This window comes from Pseudomonas sp. B16120, from assembly GCF_044218845.1.
Taxonomy (GTDB): Bacteria; Pseudomonadota; Gammaproteobacteria; order Pseudomonadales; family Pseudomonadaceae; genus Aquipseudomonas; species Aquipseudomonas paracarnis.
This window is the reverse complement of record NZ_CP162588.1, coordinates 5,964,293-5,981,929: the sequence shown is the minus strand read 5'-3', so window position 1 is coordinate 5,981,929 and position 17,637 is coordinate 5,964,293. Positions and strand designations below refer to the sequence as shown.

Sequence of the window (17,637 nt, the reverse complement as noted above, 5' to 3'; positions counted from 1 at the left end):
AAAGCGCTCAATGGTCGTGCCTCTGCCCACTTCGAAAACCTCGCTTCGCTCTCGCTTGTCCATGCGCTGGTATTCCTGGGTATTTTTGGCTGGTGCCATTTTGTATGGCATCGCCTGGGCCATGCACTGGGATGATCGCGGCCTGCTGTGGGTGCTGGAGCGTTTCGAGAGTTCGGCCGAACGCCGGGAAAGTGTGTGGCTGCCGGACTATCACGCGGTGATCGACGCCAAGTTGCTGCCCGGTATGGAGAAGGACGAGGCATCAGACCTGTCCTATAACCCGCAGACCAAAACCCTGTTTTCAGTGATGGGCAAGAATCCCTTCCTGGTCGAACTGAGCCTGCAAGGCGATGTGTTGCGCAAAATGCCGCTCAACGGTTGGAACAATCCGGAAGGCGTGGCAGTGATGGAAAACGGCTTGATGGCGGTGGTCGATGAACGCGATCACAGCCTGACCGTGGTCAAGGTCGACGCCGGCACTACGGCGCTGAACAAGGCCGATTTCCCCAGTTATGACCTGGGCCCGTCCAAAGATCAGAACAAAGCCTTTGAGGCCGTTACCTGGGACAAGCGCAACCAGCAGTTGGTGCTGGGCGAAGAACGTCCCCCGGCCCTGTTCACCTGGAAAAGCGATGGCAATACGCTGACCGGCGACAAGCAAAAACTGGCCAGCACCGAACTGGATGTGCGCAACCTGTCGGCCCTGTCCATCGACCCACGTACCGGACATTTGCTGGTGCTGTCGGCCGATTCCCACCTGCTGCTGGAACTGGATGAAACGGGCGAGCAAGTCAGCTTCATGACCTTGCTTGGCGGCTTCAATGGCCTGAAAGACACGATCCCCCGTGCCGAAGGCGTGACCATGGACGAGAGCGGCAACCTGTACATGGTCAGTGAGCCAAACCTGTTCTATCGCTTTGAAAAGCAGAAATAACTGACGAATTACGTCAGAGTTTTCTTTATAAACGGCATTCGCCAGGCAGTCCGGTGCGTTTAAGTTTAAATTCAGGTGACCTTGATATCTATTCGCCAGTTTTTTCTCTGAGCCCGCCCCGATGCGTCGACTTGCCCGCCCTAAACCTGCTGTTTTTATCCTGCTGTTGCTCGCCCTGGTCACTGCCGGGCTGGTGGCACAGCAGTTCCGTCTGTTCGAACGCGCCTGGTTCAACTGGCAGGTGTGGTACCAGCCTGCGGATGAGCGCGCCATTGGCCTGGCGGACTACCGTGTCACCCTCGAAGGCCAGGTGATCGAAGGGCTCGACGACGATGTCTCGGCCCTGACCTACGACCCCGTGCGCAAAAGCCTGTTTACTGTCACCAATAAAAACGCCGAACTGGTCGAGTTGTCGCTGGAGGGCAAGATCCTGCGGCGCATTCCGCTGGTGGGCTTTGGCGATGCCGAAGCGGTGGAATTTATCAGCGACAACATCTACGTCATCAGCGATGAGCGCCAGCAGCGCTTGATCAAAGTGCATGTGGACGATGACACCAAGTTCCTCGACGCCGCCGATGCGGAGCAAATGACCCTGGGCGTGCACGTCGGCGGCAACAAGGGCTTTGAAGGGTTGGCCTACGACTCGGTGGGCAAGCGCTTGTTCGTGGCCAAGGAACGCGACCCCATGCTGATCTACGAGGTGCACGGGTTTCCCCATTTCAAGCCGGAAAAAACCTATTCGGTACATGTGATCAACAACCCCAAGCGCGATGCCGGCCTGTTTGTGCGCGACCTGTCGAGCCTGCAATACGACGAGCGCAGTGGCCATCTGTTGGCGCTGTCGGATGAGTCGTTCCTGGTCTTGGAGCTGGATATTGATGGTCGCCCTCTAAGCAGTCTGTCGTTGCTTAAAGGGCGCCATGGCCTGAGCAAGCGCGTGCCCCAGGCCGAAGGGATCGCCATGGATGACGACGGCACGCTGTACATGGTCAGCGAGCCCAACCTGTTTTACGTGTTCAAGAAACCCTGATCAGAACATCCATTGCACACCCAGCGAATAACCGGTCTGGCTGCCCTCAGCATGCCCGAGGCGGCCATTGACCTCGGCAAACACGCCCAACTGTGGGGTGATCGCCAGTTGGCTGCCCAGTTGTGCGCGAGCGAAGCTCTTATCCACTGAGCCCAGCCTGGCGGTGCGGGCCTGGCCATCGGCGCGTGCGGTGAGTTGCAGGTCGTCCAGGCGGCCGTCGGCCAATTCCTTGACCCAGGCGATGTCGCCGTAGGGCATCAGGTTCAGGCCATAGGGCAGGGCAACAGCGCCGCGCACGCGCCAGCCGAGGCTGGCTTCCAGGGAGTCGAAAGACTGCTCTTCGTACTCCAGGGCCGTGCGCAGGTTCTGCTTTTCGTGGAACTTGTCGATGCGGTAATGGCTGTAGTCCAGGCCGGCGAACGGCCCGCTCTTGATCGCGCCAAAGTCAAAGTCATAGCCACCCAGCACCCGTGCGCCCAACGCCAGGGCATCGGTATCGCCCGTCAGTTGCTGGTTGAGCAGGATCGGCCCGCCATTGGCCTGGATGACCAGGTTGCGCTTGGAGTCGAAGCGCGTGTGGCCCACGCTCAGGTCACCGGCCAGCCAGCGTGGCCCGCCATCGTTGAGCAGTGCATAGACGGCTGCCTGCCAGGTGTCGCTGTCGAGCTTGCCGCGATGCTCCAGTTTGTCGCGCCCATTGAGGTAGCTGAGGCTGGCGCCGATATTCAGGCTTGAAGTCAGTTGGTAGTCGCCGAGGGCATGCAGGCCCACGCGCCGGGCTTCGGGGTTGGGGGCCGTGTCGAAGCCGCTGTCCGGGTTGTATTCGCCATCCACGCCGATCTCGCCATCGAAGCTGCCGACCCCGCGGCTGGCCGCTTGCAGGGTCAGCCAACGGCGATCATGCAGGCGCACCAGGGCCTGATGCTGGCGCTGCAGGTTGTCTTGCATATTGCGCGCAACGGCACCGCCAGAAGCGGTCGAGGCCATCAGGTCGGCGTTGGTCAGTTCCAGCACCAGGCGGCTGAGCAGGCGTGAATAGTCGCGCAGGCGCTGGTCGATGCGCGCCTGGCCGAATGCATCGGTCAGCACGGCTTTGTTGTCTTCGTTCGGGTCGTGCCAGGTCGAGCCGCCGGGGATTTTCGGGTTGTCGGTCTGGGTGTAGCCGTCCAGGTCGCCCAGTTCCCAGTTGGTGGCCTCTATATAAAGGATCGGGATATTCAGCGGTTCAAACGCTTCACCATCGCTGCAGCAGCCGGTGCCCTTCGGGTACTGCGGGTCCAGGCCGGGGTTGCTGAATAAGGGGATGTTCAATTCCCTGGCGATCTGGAAGGTGTGCTCGCGCAAGGAGGCCAAGGCCGGGTTGGCGGTGCTGTTCTGGCCGGCGTGGGCGTACATCATGTCGCCGGTGATCAGGCTGTCGAGGTTGATCATCGCGAGCATGTTGGCGCGCTGGCTGGTGTTGAGTGAGTCGACAAAGGCACGGGAGCCGCGCAGGCCTTCTTCTTCGGCGCCGAAGCCCACTACCTGCAGGCCATTTTCCAGTGACAAGCCGCTGAGGTTCTTCGCCACCTCGGTCAGCACGCTGGCGCCGGAACCGTTGTCATCCAGGCCTTGCAGGGTCGGGCGGCCGAAGTAAGTGTCGAAATGCGCGCCAATCACCACGTACTGGGCCTTGGTACCAGCGGCAGAGGCCACCACGTTTTGCGAAGCCCGGCTGCCGTTGTTCCAGGTGAAGTCCTGACGGCTGATGCTATAGGCCGTGCCCATCTGGCTCTGCATCCAGTCGGCTGCCCCGGCAAAATTTGCCGTGCCGCGATATCGGCCAGGGTAGTCGTTGATCAGTTTTTCCAGGGTGGTGTTGGCGTGCTGGCCGTAATCGTAGGCCTGGGTAGGCGTGGACAGCAGGGCACCGGCAACGCTGATGGCGAAGGCTAGAGGCTTTATCACAAGGTCTTCCTTGAGGTGATGGGAATGTGCAAGCCCAGACCCTTTGCACAATGCGCGCCTCATTCCATGGGCGGCTGCGAATTGGCGCATTGTTAAACGCGTGGGTCGCGTGGCTGTAATTTGTAACGGATTGGATACCAGGCGGGGCAGGGGGTGCCGTGACAGAGCGCACGGTTTTGGCGAGGAGTGCTGCGAAAAGTAGCGTTTTTGTTACATCGCTCTAGAGTCGAGCGCAAACACATGTGGGAGCTGGCTTGCCTGCGATGGCATCGCCTCGGTATTCATTGATACACCGAGTCGTCTGCATCGCGGGCAAGCCCGGCTCCCACAGGGTCAGGCCTTGAGGGTTTTCACGCCTTCCGGGGTACCCAGCAGCAATACATCCGCCGGGCGCGCCGCGAACAGGCCGTTGGTGACCACGCCCACAATGGCGTTGATCTGCGTCTCAAGCTCCACCGGGTTGGTGATCTGCATATTGAACACGTCGAGGATGATGTTGCCGTTGTCGGTCAACACACCTTCGCGGTACACCGGGTCGCCGCCCAGTTTCACCAGCTCGCGGGCCACATGGCTGCGGGCCATGGGGATGACTTCCACCGGCAGTGGGAACGTGCCCAGCACGGGTACCAGCTTGCTCGCGTCGGCGATGCAAATGAAGGTCTTGGCCACGGCCGCGACAATCTTCTCGCGGGTCAGGGCCGCGCCGCCGCCTTTGATCAGGTTCAGGTGCTCGTCGCTTTCATCGGCGCCGTCGACGTAGAACTCCAGGTCGCTCACGGTGTTGAGCTCGTACACCGGAATGCCATGGCCCTTGAGACGGGCGGCGGTGGCTTCGGAACTGGCCACGGCGCCGTCGAACGCGCCCTTGTGCTGGGCCAGTGCGTCGATGAAGCAGTTGGCGGTGGAACCGGTGCCGACACCGACGATGCTCTTGTCGTCGAGTTTAGGAAGGATTAAATCGACAGCGGCCTGGGCCACTGCCTGTTTGAGTTGATCCTGGGTCATGCGGGCTCCGGAACGGGCGGGGAATTAACGAGGGCGGCGAGTATAACCCAACAAAACCTCGGGATTCGTGTGGTCGCCCGGCCAAACGCTGGGTTAGACTCCTTGGCCCTGCCCAACCCGTGAAGTAGATGCCTGCCGATGCTTGAACACTACGTCAAAAAAATCCTCACCTCGCGTGTTTACGACATCGCCGTGGAAACCCCCTTGCAGACTGCCCGCCAGCTCTCCGAGCGGCTGGGTAACAAGATTTGGCTCAAGCGCGAAGACTTGCAGCCGGTGTTCTCGTTCAAGATTCGCGGCGCCTACAACAAGCTGACCCAGCTCAGTGCCGAAGAACGTGCACGCGGCGTCGTCACCGCGTCGGCCGGCAACCATGCCCAGGGCCTGGCCCTGGCGGCCAAGGTGCTGGGGGTGAAAGCCACCATCGTGATGCCCAAGACCACCCCGGAGATCAAGGTCGAAGGCGTGCGCTCCCGGGGCGGCAAAGTGGTGCTGCACGGTGATTCCTTTCCGGAAGCCCTGGCCTACTCGCTCAAGCTGGTCGACGAAAAAGGCTACGTGTACATCCACCCCTACGATGATCCGCACACCATTGCCGGGCAGGGCACCGTGGCGATGGAAATCCTGCGCCAGCACCCAGGGCCTCTGGACGCGATTTTCGTACCGGTGGGCGGCGGCGGTCTGATCGCCGGGATTGCGGCGTACGTGAAATACCTGCGCCCGGAGATCAAGATCATCGGCGTGGAGCCGGACGATTCCAACTGCCTGCAAGCCGCCATGGCGGCGGGCGAGCGCGTGGTATTGCCGACCGTGGGCATCTTCGCCGACGGCGTGGCGGTGGCGCAGATCGGCCAGCACACCTTCGACATTTGCAAAGACTACGTGGATGAAGTGATCACCGTCAGCACCGATGAAATCTGTGCGGCGATCAAGGACATCTACGATGACACTCGCTCCATCACCGAGCCGGCCGGCGCGCTGGGCGTGGCCGGGATCAAAAAATACGTCGAGACCCGCGGTGTCAGCGGCCAGACCTTTGTCGCCATTGACTCGGGCGCCAACGTCAACTTCGACCGTTTGCGCCATGTGGCCGAGCGCGCCGAACTGGGTGAAGGCCGTGAAGCCATTATCGCGGTGACCATCCCCGAGCGGCCGGGCAGCTTCAAGGCCTTCTGCGAAGCGGTGGGCAAACGCCAGATCACCGAATTCAATTACCGCTACCACTCCGGCAGCGAAGCGCACATTTTCGTCGGCGTGCAGACCCACCCGGAGAACGACCCGCGCAGCGCGTTGGTGGCCAGTTTGACCAGCCAGGGTTTCCCGGTGCTGGACCTTACCGAGAACGAACTGGCCAAGTTGCACATTCGCCATATGGTCGGCGGGCATGCGGCCAAAGTCAGCGACGAGTTGGTGTTTCGCTTCGAATTCCCGGAGCGGCCGGGGGCGTTGTTCAACTTTCTCCACAAGCTCGGCGGGCGCTGGAACATCTCGATGTTCCACTACCGCAACCACGGCGCGGCTGACGGCCGAGTGGTGGCGGGCTTGCAAGTACCGGCGGACGAGCGCCACTTGGTGCCTGCCGCGTTGGCGCAAATCGGTTACCCGTACTGGGATGAAAGCGAAAACCCGGCTTACCAGCTGTTCCTCGGTTGAGCGACTACGCTGACTGAGCGGCCTATAAGGAATAGAGACCATGGAAACGCTGACCACCCTCAAGGTGATCCACATCACCGCCACCGTATTGCTGCTGCTCAGCGGCCTGGGCCTGGCGGTATTGGCGTGGCGTAAACGCAGCGCCGGCCCGGCCGCGACCGTGCAGCGCCCCTGGGCATTTGTATGGCTGCTGATGGGGATTTGCCTGGTGAGCATGCCCTTCACCGGCTGGTGGCTGGTGCACCTGCTCGGCTGGCCATTGGGGCAAACCTGGATCTTGGGCTCCAGCATCCTCTACACCGTGGCGGCGCTGGCCTGGTTCTGGCTGGTGGCGCGGCTCAATCGGCTGCGCAAGGGCGAGGGCGGGAGCCTGAATTTCACCCTGGTGCTGGCGGTGGTCAGCCTGGTGGGGTTTGTGGCGATTGCCGGGCTTATGGGCGCCAAGCCGGTTTAAAGCGTTAGACCGCGTCGCGTTCATCGCAGGCAAGCCAGCTCCCACAGGGGAATGCATTCCAAATGTGGGAGCTGGCTTGCCTGCGATAGCGTCATCAGCTGCGCAGTGTAATCACCGGCCAACCACGCTTTTCAGCCTCGGCGCGCAAATTCTGATCCGGATCCACTGCCACCGGGTGCGTCACCTGCTCCAGCAACGGCAAATCATTCATCGAATCGCTGTAGAAGTAGCTGTCTTCCAGGCTATGCCCGGTTTCTTCCAACCAGCGGTTCAAACGCGTCACCTTGCCTTCACGAAAGCACGGCACATCGGTGCTGCGCCCGGTATAGCGGCCATCCACCATTTCGCATTCGGTGGCGATCAGGGTCTCGACGCCCAGGCGGGCGGCAATCGGCGCGGTGACGAAGCGGTTGGTGGCGGTGATGATCACCAGCTTGTCACCGGCGGCGCGGTGCCTGGCCAGCAGTTCAACGGCCTTCGGGAGCATGATGGGCTCGATGCAGTCGCGCATGTAGTCGTTGTGCCACGCGTCCAGCTGGGCCATCTCGGTGCGGCCGAGGATTTCCAGGCAGAAGTTCAAGTAGGCGGCGTTATCCAGCCGCCCGGCCAGGTAGTCCTGGTAGAACTCGTCGTTGCGGGCCTTGTAGGCTACCGCGTCGAGAATCCCGCGTTCACACAGGTAATCGCCCCAGGCGTGATCGCTGTCACCGCCCAGAAGGGTATTGTCCAAGTCGAATAAAGCCAGGCGCATTGCAGTTACTCGCTGAAAAGTCTGTAAAAAGGCGTCCAGAATACGGTCTTTTCACAAGAGTGCACATAAGGTAAGAAGCCTCGTTGCCGCTGGAACAACCTTTGTGGAACAATGCGGCGACATGCGTTTGCGAGGTTGTTGCCGTGATCGACCCCGATGGTTTCCGTCCTAATGTCGGCATTATTCTGACGAATGATGCCGGACAGGTGCTATGGGCTCGCCGAATCAACCAAGATGCCTGGCAGTTTCCTCAAGGTGGAATCAACCCCGACGAAACCCCTGAAGACGCCTTGTACCGTGAGTTGAACGAAGAAGTCGGCCTTGAGCGCGAAGATGTACAAATTCTGGCCTGTACCCGTGGCTGGTTGCGCTATCGTTTGCCGCAACGCCTGGTGCGTACCCACAGCCAACCGCTGTGCATCGGCCAGAAGCAGAAATGGTTTCTTTTGCGCCTGATCTCCAACGAGCAGCGGGTGCGGATGGATTTGACCGGTAAACCGGAGTTCGATGGCTGGCGCTGGGTCAGCTATTGGTATCCGTTGGGCCAGGTGGTGACATTCAAGCGCGAGGTTTATCGTCGCGCTCTCAAAGAGCTTGCCCCGCGCCTTTTAGCGCGCGACTGACGACGGAGTTCGACCCCGAGCCATGCTCAATACGCTGCGCAAGATCGTCCAGGAAGTTAACTCCGCCAAGGATCTCAAGGCGGCGTTGGGGATTATTGTGTTGCGCGTCAAGGAAGCCATGGGCAGCCAGGTCTGCTCGGTTTACCTGCTGGACCCCGAGACCAACCGTTTTGTGCTGATGGCCACGGAGGGCTTGAACAAGCGCTCCATCGGCAAGGTCAGCATGGCGCCCAATGAAGGTCTGGTGGGCCTGGTGGGGACGCGTGAAGAACCCCTGAACCTCGAGAACGCGGCCGATCACCCGCGTTATCGCTACTTTGCCGAAACCGGCGAAGAGCGCTACGCCTCGTTCCTTGGTGCGCCGATCATTCACCACCGCCGCGTTGTCGGCGTGCTGGTTATCCAGCAAAAAGAGCGTCGCCAGTTCGACGAAGGCGAAGAAGCCTTCCTGGTGACCATGAGCGCGCAACTGGCCGGGGTTATCGCCCACGCCGAAGCGACCGGCTCGATTCGCGGCCTGGGGCGCCAGGGCAAGGGTATCCAGGAAGCCAAGTTCGTCGGCGTACCGGGTTCGCCAGGCGCTGCGGTGGGTACCGCGGTGGTCATGCTGCCGCCCGCCGACCTCGATGTGGTGCCGGACAAGACCGTCAGTGACATCGACGCCGAAATCAAACTGTTCAAGACCGCCCTCGAAGGCGTGCGCGCCGACATGCGCAACCTGTCGACCAAGCTGGCCACCCAGCTGCGCCCCGAAGAGCGTGCGCTGTTCGACGTGTACCAGATGATGCTCGACGACGCGTCCCTGGGTAACGAAGTCAAGACTGTGATCAAGACCGGGCAGTGGGCCCAGGGCGCGTTACGCCAGGTGGTCACCGATCACGTCAACCGTTTCGAAATGATGGACGACGCCTACCTGCGCGAGCGCGCGTCGGATGTACGCGACCTGGGGCGACGTCTGTTGGCGTACCTGCAGGAAGACCGCAGCACCAACATGGTCTTCCCCGATAACACCATCCTGGTCAGTGAAGAGTTGACCGCCACCCAGCTTGGCGAAGTGCCTGAAGGCAAGCTGGTGGGCTTGGTTTCGGTATTGGGTTCGGGTAACTCCCACGTGGCGATCCTGGCCCGGGCCATGGGTATCCCGACGGTGATGGGCCTGGTGGACCTGCCGTACTCCAAGGTCGATGGCATCGACATGATCGTCGATGGGCATCGCGGCGAGGTGTTCACCAACCCCAGCGACGTGCTGCGCAAGCAATACGCCGAGGTGGTGGAAGAAGAGAAGCAACTGGCCCAGGGCCTGGATTCGCTGCGCGAGCTGCCGTGTGTGACCCCCGATGGCCACCGGGTACCGCTGCTGGTCAACACTGGCCTGCTTGCGGATGTAGCCCGTGCGCAACAGCGCGGCGCCGAAGGGGTGGGTCTGTACCGCACCGAAGTGCCGTTCATGATCAACCAGCGTTTCCCGAGCGAGAAGGAGCAGCTGGCGATTTATCGCGAGCAATTGCAAGCCTTCCACCCGTTACCGGTGACGATGCGCAGCCTGGATATTGGCGGCGATAAGTCACTGTCCTATTTCCCTATCAAGGAAGACAACCCCTTCCTTGGCTGGCGCGGTATTCGCGTTACCCTCGACCATCCCGAAATCTTCCTCGTCCAGACCCGCGCTATGCTCAAGGCCAGCGAGGGCTTGAACAACCTGCGAATCCTGCTGCCGATGATCTCCGGCACCCATGAACTGGAAGAAGCCCTGCACCTGATCCACCGTGCCTGGGGCGAAGTGCGCGACGAAGGCGCCGATGTGCCGATGCCGCCGATTGGCGTGATGATCGAAATCCCTGCGGCGGTGTACCAGGCCAAGGAACTGGCGCGGCAGGTGGACTTCCTGTCGGTAGGCTCCAACGACCTGACCCAGTACCTGCTGGCCGTGGACCGTAACAACCCACGGGTGGCCGACCTCTACGACTACCTCCACCCGGCGGTGCTGCAAGCGCTGCAACACGTGGTGCGCGACGCCCATGCCGAAGGCAAGCCGGTGAGTATCTGCGGCGAAATGGCCGGCGACCCGGCGGCGGCGGTGCTGTTGATGGCGATGGGCTTTGACAGCCTGTCGATGAACGCCACCAACTTGCCGAAAGTGAAGTGGATGCTGCGCCAGGTGGAATTGAGCAGGGCCAAGGATTTGCTCGCCGAGTTGATGACCATCGACAACCCGCAAGTTATCCACAGCTCGCTGCAATTGGCGCTGAAAAACCTGGGGTTGACCCGGATGATCAACCCGGCCTCGGCCAAAACCCTGTAGGAGCGAGCTTCTAGCAGATCGTTCCCGCGCTCTGCGTGGGAAGGCAGCCCTGGACGCTCCGCGTCGGCTTTTAGAGCGTGACGCAGAGCGTCACAAGAGCCGTTCCCACGCAGAGCGGGGGAACGATCAAAGACCCAGGCGCCTTCATCGCAGGCAAGCCAGCTCCCACCTGTGGAATGCATTCCCCTGTGGGAGCTGGCTTGCCTGCGATAGCGGTGGTCCAAGCAGCGCTAAAACATCAGGTCCACCTCACCCAGCCGCCCCCCGTGCGGGCCAAAGCTGCGCTCCAGCATCCGCCGCGTCCCATCGGCATTCACGATCAGCGCTGTGCTCGCCCGTGTCCCATAACTGGGGCTGGCGATAAACACGCTCGACAGCAGGCTTTCGGTCGCCAGGCCTACGCCGGTGTCCGGCAGCTCAGCAAACGGCGCGGTCTGCGGGTCGCTGAGAATCCCCAGCAGTGCCTCAGGCTCGGGGTTCTCCAGCACGGCGCTGAACGCTGCTTTGGCCTTCACTAGCTTCGGCCAGGGCGTATCCAGCCCGGCATTGGCTAATCCATACACGCCAGCCTTCAGCAACGTCGGCTCGGTGTCATTGGCGTTGTAGTGCCACAGCTCATCCCGCGTGCCCACCAGCAGGTTGAACCCGGCATATTCAATCGAGCGGCCGTTCACATCGGCCAAATAATCGTCGATCGGCAGCGAACCGCTGAGAAACCGCGCAACCAGTTCGCCGCGAGACTTGCGTGCCGGTGGCTGGTGCGGGTCGCGGATGTTGGTCAAGGCGGCAAAGCGCCCATCCGCGTTCACCCCCAGCCAGGTGCCCCCGGCCTCCTGATCGCGACCGGCATAGACCTGGGGCGCATCCGCCCACTGGGCCAGCGGCAGGCTGGGGCGGGCGTAGAACTCATCGCGGTTGGCCGCGACGATCAGCGGCAGGGCATGGCCCGGTCGCCAGGCGAAAACAATCAGGCACATTGGGTGACCCCTTTTGTGTTTTTGCCACTCTACCCACAGACGCGCCGGTGTTCCATCGTCTCGAAGTTGGGCCGTGCACCTCTGATCCGTTAACATGCCGGGCTATTTGGCGTGTATGTGAACTTCTTAATTTGATCTCGCCGCTGTAACGCAGGCTTAATCGCACATCGGCATGGTCCGGTGCGTCATGACTAAATGTTTTAACGAGGAGTCGCAATGCTGCCTTACCCGCAGATCGACCCGGTGGCCCTGGCCATCGGTCCGCTGAAAATCCATTGGTACGGGTTGATGTACCTGATCGGCATCGGCGGCGCCTGGCTGTTGGCTTCCCGGCGCCTGAACCGTTTCGACCCGACCTGGACCAAGGAGAAGCTCTCCGACATGGTGTTCTGGATGTCGATGGGGGTGATCGTCGGCGGGCGCCTGGGGTATGTGCTGTTCTACGACCTGTCTGCGTATCTCGCCAACCCGACCCTGATCTTCGAAGTGTGGAAGGGCGGCATGGCGTTCCACGGCGGGTTTATCGGCGTGATGATCGCCGCCTGGTGGTTTGGCCGGCGCAATGGCAAGTCGTTCTTCCAGCTGATGGACTTCGTCGCCCCCTTCGTGCCGATCGGCCTGGGTGCCGGGCGCATTGGTAACTTTATCAACGCCGAGCTGTGGGGCAAGCCGACCGACGTGCCGTGGGCGATGGTGTTCCCGCCGTTCAGCGACCCGGCGCAACTGCCGCGCCACCCGTCGCAGCTGTACCAGTTCGCATTGGAAGGTGTGGCGCTGTTCCTTATTCTCTATATCTTCTCGCGCAAGCCACGCCCAACCATGGCCGTGTCGGGCATGTTCGCGCTGTTCTACGGGATTTTCCGCTTTATCGTCGAATTCGTACGGGTACCGGATGCGCAGTTGGGCTACCTGGCATGGGGCTGGCTGACCATGGGTCAGGTGCTTAGCTTGCCAATGATCCTGGCGGGCCTAGGCATGCTGTGGTGGGCGTACAATCGCCCGCAGCCGCTGAAGAACGCCGCGCTTTAAATTCGAATGCCAAGACCAGGAGGTCTTGGCTTCAACGATACGGGTAAAAACATGAAGCAATATCTCGAACTGCTGCAGGACGTCGTGACCAATGGCCTGACCAAGGGCGACCGCACGGGCACCGGCACCAAGGCTGTGTTTGCGCGTCAGTATCGGCATAACCTGGCCGACGGCTTCCCGCTGCTGACCACCAAGAAGCTGCACTTCAAAAGCATCGCCAACGAACTGATCTGGATGTTGAGCGGCAACACCAACATCAAGTGGCTCAACGAAAATGGCGTGAAGATTTGGGATGAGTGGGCCACCGAAGACGGCGACCTGGGTCCCGTGTACGGCGAGCAGTGGACCGCCTGGCCGACCAAGGACGGCGGCACGATCAACCAGATCGACTACATGGTGCACACGCTCAAGACCAACCCCAACAGCCGCCGCATCCTGTTCCACGGCTGGAACGTCGAATACCTGCCGGACGAAACCCAGAGCCCGCAGGAAAACGCGCGTAACGGCAAGCAAGCCCTGCCGCCGTGCCATTTGCTGTACCAGGCGTTCGTGCATGACGGCCATCTGTCGATGCAGCTGTATATCCGCAGCTCCGACGTATTCCTGGGGCTGCCGTACAACACTGCCGCGCTGGCGTTGCTGACCCACATGCTGGCCCAGCAGTGCGACCTGATCCCCCACGAGATCATCGTCACCACGGGCGACACCCACGCCTACAGCAACCACATGGAACAGATCCAGACCCAGTTGGCGCGTACGCCGAAAAAACTGCCGGAACTGGTGATCAAGCGTAAGCCTGCGTCGATCTACGACTACAAGTTCGAAGATTTTGAGATTGTGGGCTACGACGCCGACCCAAGCATCAAGGCCGACGTAGCTATCTAAAGCCTTACTCGGTGAAAAACTGTGGGAGCTGGCTTGCCTGCGATAGCGCAGTGTCAGGCGACATCAATGTCGCGGGCCCGCCGCTATCGCAGGCAAGCCAGCTCCCACATAGGTTTGGTGTTCGCTTGAGTTAATGGCCGTGGCTTCTGCCCACATGCGAAGGCTCGGCCTCGCTGGCCGCAATCCCGCCGCTGACTTCCAACTGCTGCAAGATCCCGCACTGGTTCCCACCGCCGCAACGTTGGCGCAGGTCCAGCAGTTGTTCCTGCAAGGCCAACAACCCGTCGATCCGCGCTTTCACATGGTGGATATGCTCGTCGATCAAGGCATTCACGCTTTCGCATTGGTCCTGGGGACTGTCGCGCAGACCCAGCAGGCTGCGGATTTCTTCGAGGGTCATGTCCAGGCTGCGGCAGTTGCGAATAAAGGTCAGCCGCTCGGTGTGCGCCTGGGTGTACACGCGGTAGTTGCCGTCGGTGCGTGCCGGGGGCGGCAGCAGGTTTTCCTTCTCGTAATAACGGATGGTTTCCACCGGGCAATCGGTGAGTTTGGCCAGTTCGCCGATCTTCATCGCAGCAATCTCCAAATGGGCGCTTGACCCTATAGTGGCTACAGGGTCTTTACTTGGCAACAGGCACCTTTACGGACGCGACCTGATGAGCCACTCCATTCATACCCCGCACAAGCACGACCACAAGCATGATCACGATCACGATCACGATCACGATCACGATCACGATCACGGTCATGATCACAAACATGACCATGGGCCCGCCAAACTCACGCCTGTGGATAACCACGGCCATTCCGGCTCCTGCTGCTCCGGCGCTGCCGGGCCTGCCATCGTGACCCTGAGCGAGGCGCCCACCGCCGGCTCGCGCCTGAGCACCTTCCGCATCGAAGCCATGGACTGCCCTACCGAGCAGACGCTGATCCAGAACAAGCTGGGCAAGCTCGCTGGCGTGCAGCAACTGGAATTCAACCTGATCAACCGCATCCTCGGCGTCACCCATGACCTGCCGAACACCGCGCCGATCATTGAGGCAATCAAGTCCATCGGCATGCAGGCCGACCCTATCGAAGAAGGCAGCCCTGCCGCCGCGCCGCCCGCCAAGAAACATTGGTGGCCGCTGGCGGTGTCGGGCGTGGGTGCCCTGGGGGCCGAGGTGCTGCACTTCACTGGTGTGGCGCCCACCTGGGTAATCGCGCTGGTGGCGTTGGTGTCGATTCTCAGCGGCGGCCTTACCACCTACAAGAAGGGCTGGATTGCCCTGAAGAACTTCAACCTCAATATCAATGCCTTGATGAGCATCGCGGTGACGGGCGCGATCCTGATTGGCCAGTGGCCCGAAGCGGCGATGGTGATGTTCCTGTTCACCGTGGCCGAGTTGATCGAGGCCAAGTCCCTGGACCGTGCGCGCAACGCCATCAGCGGCCTGATGCAGATGACTCCGGAACAGGCCACGGTGCGCCAGGCTGACGGTTCCTGGCTGGAACAAGAGGTCAAGAGCATTGATCTTGGGGCGATTGTGCGGGTAAAGCCTGGCGAGCGCATCGGGCTCGACGGGGAAGTCACGGCCGGCCAGTCCACCATCGACCAGGCACCGATCACCGGGGAAAGCCTGCCGATAGAAAAAACCGTGGGCGATAAAGTGTTTGCCGGCACCATCAACCAGGCCGGCGCCCTGGAGTACAAGGTCACCGCCGCGGCCAACAACTCCACGCTGGCGCGGATCATTCACGCCGTGGAACAGGCCCAAGGGGCACGGGCGCCAACCCAGCGCTTTGTTGACAGTTTCTCCAAGGTCTACACCCCGGCTGTCTTCCTGTTTGCCCTCGGTGTGGCGGTGATTCCGCCGCTGTTCATGGCGGGCGTGTGGTTTGACTGGATCTACCGCGCCCTCGTGCTGCTGGTGGTGGCCTGCCCTTGTGCCTTGGTGATCTCCACCCCGGTGACCATTGTCAGCGGCCTGGCGGCAGCGGCGCGCAAAGGCATCCTGATCAAGGGCGGCGTGTACCTGGAGGGCGGCTACAAGCTCGACTACCTGGCCCTCGACAAGACCGGCACCATCACCCACGGCAAACCGGTGCAAACCGACTACCTGCCGCTGTTCCCGAACATCGAAGACAGCGCGCCGGCCCTGGCGGCCAGCTTGGCATCGCGCTCCGATCACCCGGTGTCCCTGGCGATTGCCAACGCAGCTGTGGATAAAAACCTGTCGACTCACGCTGTGGATAACTTCGAAGCCCTGGCCGGGCGCGGTGTGCGGGGTGATATCAACGGCCAGACCTATCACCTGGGTAACCACCGCCTGGTGGAAGACCTGGGCTTGTGCTCAGAGGCGTTGGAAGAAAAACTCTTCGCCCTGGAAAAACAAGGCAAGTCCGTGGTGTTGCTGTTGGACAAGTCTGGCCCGCTGGCGCTGTTTGCCGTGGCCGACACGGTCAAGGAGAGCAGCCGCGAAGCTATTCAGCAGTTGCACGACCTGGGCATCAAGACCCTGATGCTCACCGGCGACAACACCCACACTGCCAAGGCCATTGCGGCCCAGGTGGGTATCGACAAGGCCCAGGGCGACCTGTTGCCCACCGACAAACTGCAAGCCATCGAAACCCTATACGGCCAGGGCCGTCGGGTGGGCATGGTCGGTGACGGTATCAACGACGCCCCGGCCCTGGCCCGTGCCGAGATCGGCTTCGCCATGGCCGCGGCGGGCACCGACACCGCTATCGAGACCGCCGACGTGGCGCTGATGGACGATGATTTGCGCAAGATTCCGGCTTTCATTCGGTTGTCGCGGCAAACGTCGAGTATCCTCAAGCAGAACATCGCCCTGGCGCTGGTGATCAAGGCGATCTTCCTGGCCGTCACGTTCATGGGCATGGCGACCATGTGGATGGCGGTCTTCGCCGACATGGGCGTGAGCCTGCTCGTGGTGTTCAATGGCCTGCGCCTGGTGCGCAAATAGCGGATGAGAGGGTGGTGTGCTGAGTGCTGAGTTAAAGGCGTTTTTCATGGTCGCCCGCCTGGGCAGCATTACCCAGGCGGCGAAGAAACTCGGCTTGAGCCAGCCCACGGTGACCACCCAGATTCGCAACCTCGAAGGCCACTACGGCGTCGAGTTGTTCTACCGTGGCGGCCGCCGCCTCACCGTCAGCGACGAAGGCGCGCGGCTGTTGCCGATGGTCAAGGCGCTGTTGCAGCAGGAAGCGGATATCGAGTTTTTCCTGCGCAACAACGGCCAGGTCCAGGGTGCGCTGAGAATTGCAGCAACGGCGCCGTATTACATCCTCGATCTGGTCAAAGCCTTTCGCGAGCGCCTGCCCCAGGTGGACGTGTCGGTGGAAATCGGCAATTCCCAACAGGTGCTTGAGGCGTTGGACGATTACCGCGTCGATGTCGCGGCCTCATCGCAATTGCTGGAAGATGCCCGTCTGATCCGCCGCGTGCTGGGCACGGACCCGCTGGTGCTGGCGGTGCACCGCAATCACCCGTTGGCCAAGCTCGATCACGTACCGTTGAGCGCGCTTATCGGGCACACCTTGCTGATGCGTGAAGCGGGCTCCACCACCCGCCGGCTGACGGAAGAAATGTTGAAGAACGCCGGCGTGGGGTACGGGCCGTTGCTGGAGATTGGCAGCCGTGAGTCGATTCGCGAGGCGGTGCTGCGCAACATCGGCATTAGCATCATCGCCCGCCAGGAAGTGCCCCATGACCCGCAGTTGCGCGTGCTGACCATCGAGGATGCACCGCAGATTCCGGAGTATCTGTATTGCCTCAAGGAGCGCAAAGGTGCGCGCCTGCCGGCGGCTTTCCTTGGCCTGGCCCAGGAAATGTCACCCCTCTGATAGTTCCCATGCTCCGCGTGGGAACGCCGCCCAGGACGCTCCGCGTCCGTGACGCGGAGCGTCACTAGAGAAATTCCCACGCAGAGCGTGGGAACGATCATGAGTCCTACACAAATCCACCAATACCACTATCACCCCGTTTTGCCTTCCTGCCACACCCGCTACGCATTCCCTCTCTAGCATGGCCTTCATCCGTTC

Annotated in this window: 15 protein-coding genes; 10 read left to right on the top strand and 5 right to left on the bottom strand. The window is 61.3% G+C overall.

Going from position 1 to position 17,637, the window contains the following annotated elements:
- Nucleotides 1-10: 10 nt before the first annotated feature.
- Both AB4P90_RS28015 and AB4P90_RS28010 read left to right on the top strand, forming a co-directional pair.
- Entirely contained in the window at nucleotides 11-934 is a 924-nt protein-coding gene (locus tag AB4P90_RS28015) for an SdiA-regulated domain-containing protein (protein WP_014720370.1), read from the top strand.
- Between the two features lie 121 nt (nucleotides 935-1,055).
- Nucleotides 1,056-1,964: an SdiA-regulated domain-containing protein gene (locus tag AB4P90_RS28010; protein WP_014720369.1), complete on the top strand. Its 909-nt coding sequence runs from the start codon at nucleotides 1,056-1,058 to the stop codon at nucleotides 1,962-1,964.
- On the opposite strand, the gene AB4P90_RS28005 is transcribed toward AB4P90_RS28010, so the two are convergent.
- Both AB4P90_RS28005 and rpiA read right to left on the bottom strand, forming a co-directional pair.
- Nucleotides 1,965-3,911, bottom strand: coding sequence for an autotransporter domain-containing protein (locus AB4P90_RS28005; protein ID WP_102665879.1), 1,947 nt, complete (start codon nucleotides 3,909-3,911; stop codon nucleotides 1,965-1,967). It abuts the gene before it with no gap.
- A gap of 333 nt (nucleotides 3,912-4,244) precedes the next feature.
- On the bottom strand, nucleotides 4,245-4,916 hold the full coding sequence (gene rpiA, locus AB4P90_RS28000) for a ribose-5-phosphate isomerase RpiA (protein ID WP_003195201.1): 672 nt from the start codon (nucleotides 4,914-4,916) through the stop codon (nucleotides 4,245-4,247).
- Between the two features lie 138 nt (nucleotides 4,917-5,054).
- Here rpiA and ilvA point away from each other — a divergent pair, with 138 nt between their 5' ends.
- Entirely contained in the window at nucleotides 5,055-6,569 is a 1,515-nt protein-coding gene (ilvA, locus tag AB4P90_RS27995) for a threonine ammonia-lyase, biosynthetic (protein WP_014720367.1), read from the top strand.
- A 40-nt stretch (nucleotides 6,570-6,609) separates the two neighbouring features.
- Nucleotides 6,610-7,023 carry a DUF2269 family protein gene (locus AB4P90_RS27990; RefSeq protein WP_014720366.1) on the top strand — a complete coding sequence of 138 codons (414 nt, stop codon included), beginning with the start codon at nucleotides 6,610-6,612 and terminating at the stop codon, nucleotides 7,021-7,023.
- Between the two features lie 94 nt (nucleotides 7,024-7,117).
- Here AB4P90_RS27990 and AB4P90_RS27985 read toward each other — a convergent pair whose 3' ends face one another.
- Entirely contained in the window at nucleotides 7,118-7,774 is a 657-nt protein-coding gene (locus AB4P90_RS27985) for an HAD family phosphatase (RefSeq protein ID WP_073451826.1), read from the bottom strand.
- A 143-nt stretch (nucleotides 7,775-7,917) separates the two neighbouring features.
- On the opposite strand from AB4P90_RS27985, the gene AB4P90_RS27980 reads away from it, so the two are divergent.
- Together AB4P90_RS27980 and ptsP are read left to right on the top strand one after the other, a co-directional pair.
- Entirely contained in the window at nucleotides 7,918-8,397 is a 480-nt protein-coding gene (locus tag AB4P90_RS27980; RefSeq protein ID WP_003176750.1) for an RNA pyrophosphohydrolase, read from the top strand.
- A gap of 22 nt (nucleotides 8,398-8,419) precedes the next feature.
- Nucleotides 8,420-10,699, top strand: coding sequence for a phosphoenolpyruvate--protein phosphotransferase (gene ptsP / locus AB4P90_RS27975; protein ID WP_014720364.1), 2,280 nt, complete (start codon nucleotides 8,420-8,422; stop codon nucleotides 10,697-10,699).
- A 230-nt stretch (nucleotides 10,700-10,929) separates the two neighbouring features.
- On the opposite strand, the gene AB4P90_RS27970 is transcribed toward ptsP, so the two are convergent.
- Nucleotides 10,930-11,676: an NRDE family protein gene (locus tag AB4P90_RS27970; protein ID WP_014720363.1), complete on the bottom strand. Its 747-nt coding sequence runs from the start codon at nucleotides 11,674-11,676 to the stop codon at nucleotides 10,930-10,932.
- 216 nt (nucleotides 11,677-11,892) lie between these two features.
- Between AB4P90_RS27970 and lgt the strand changes: the two genes are divergently transcribed.
- Both lgt and AB4P90_RS27960 read left to right on the top strand, forming a co-directional pair.
- Nucleotides 11,893-12,705 carry a prolipoprotein diacylglyceryl transferase gene (gene lgt / locus AB4P90_RS27965; RefSeq protein ID WP_003195189.1) on the top strand — a complete coding sequence of 271 codons (813 nt, stop codon included), beginning with the start codon at nucleotides 11,893-11,895 and terminating at the stop codon, nucleotides 12,703-12,705.
- Nucleotides 12,706-12,756: 51 nt separating this feature from the next.
- Nucleotides 12,757-13,590, top strand: a complete 834-nt coding sequence (locus AB4P90_RS27960; RefSeq protein ID WP_014720362.1) for a thymidylate synthase — start codon at nucleotides 12,757-12,759, stop codon at nucleotides 13,588-13,590.
- Between the two features lie 130 nt (nucleotides 13,591-13,720).
- On the opposite strand, the gene cadR is transcribed toward AB4P90_RS27960, so the two are convergent.
- The gene (gene cadR, locus AB4P90_RS27955) at nucleotides 13,721-14,161 is read right to left on the bottom strand and encodes a Cd(II)/Pb(II)-responsive transcriptional regulator (protein ID WP_003195185.1); all 441 of its coding nucleotides are present in this window, start codon (nucleotides 14,159-14,161) and stop codon (nucleotides 13,721-13,723) included.
- Between the two features lie 85 nt (nucleotides 14,162-14,246).
- Here cadR and AB4P90_RS27950 point away from each other — a divergent pair, with 85 nt between their 5' ends.
- Together AB4P90_RS27950 and AB4P90_RS27945 are read left to right on the top strand one after the other, a co-directional pair.
- The gene (locus tag AB4P90_RS27950; RefSeq protein ID WP_074059144.1) at nucleotides 14,247-16,559 is read left to right on the top strand and encodes a heavy metal translocating P-type ATPase; all 2,313 of its coding nucleotides are present in this window, start codon (nucleotides 14,247-14,249) and stop codon (nucleotides 16,557-16,559) included.
- Between the two features lie 16 nt (nucleotides 16,560-16,575).
- Complete coding sequence (locus AB4P90_RS27945; protein WP_019817773.1) at nucleotides 16,576-17,439, top strand: LysR family transcriptional regulator; 864 nt, start codon at nucleotides 16,576-16,578, stop codon at nucleotides 17,437-17,439.
- Nucleotides 17,440-17,637 lie beyond the last annotated feature (198 nt).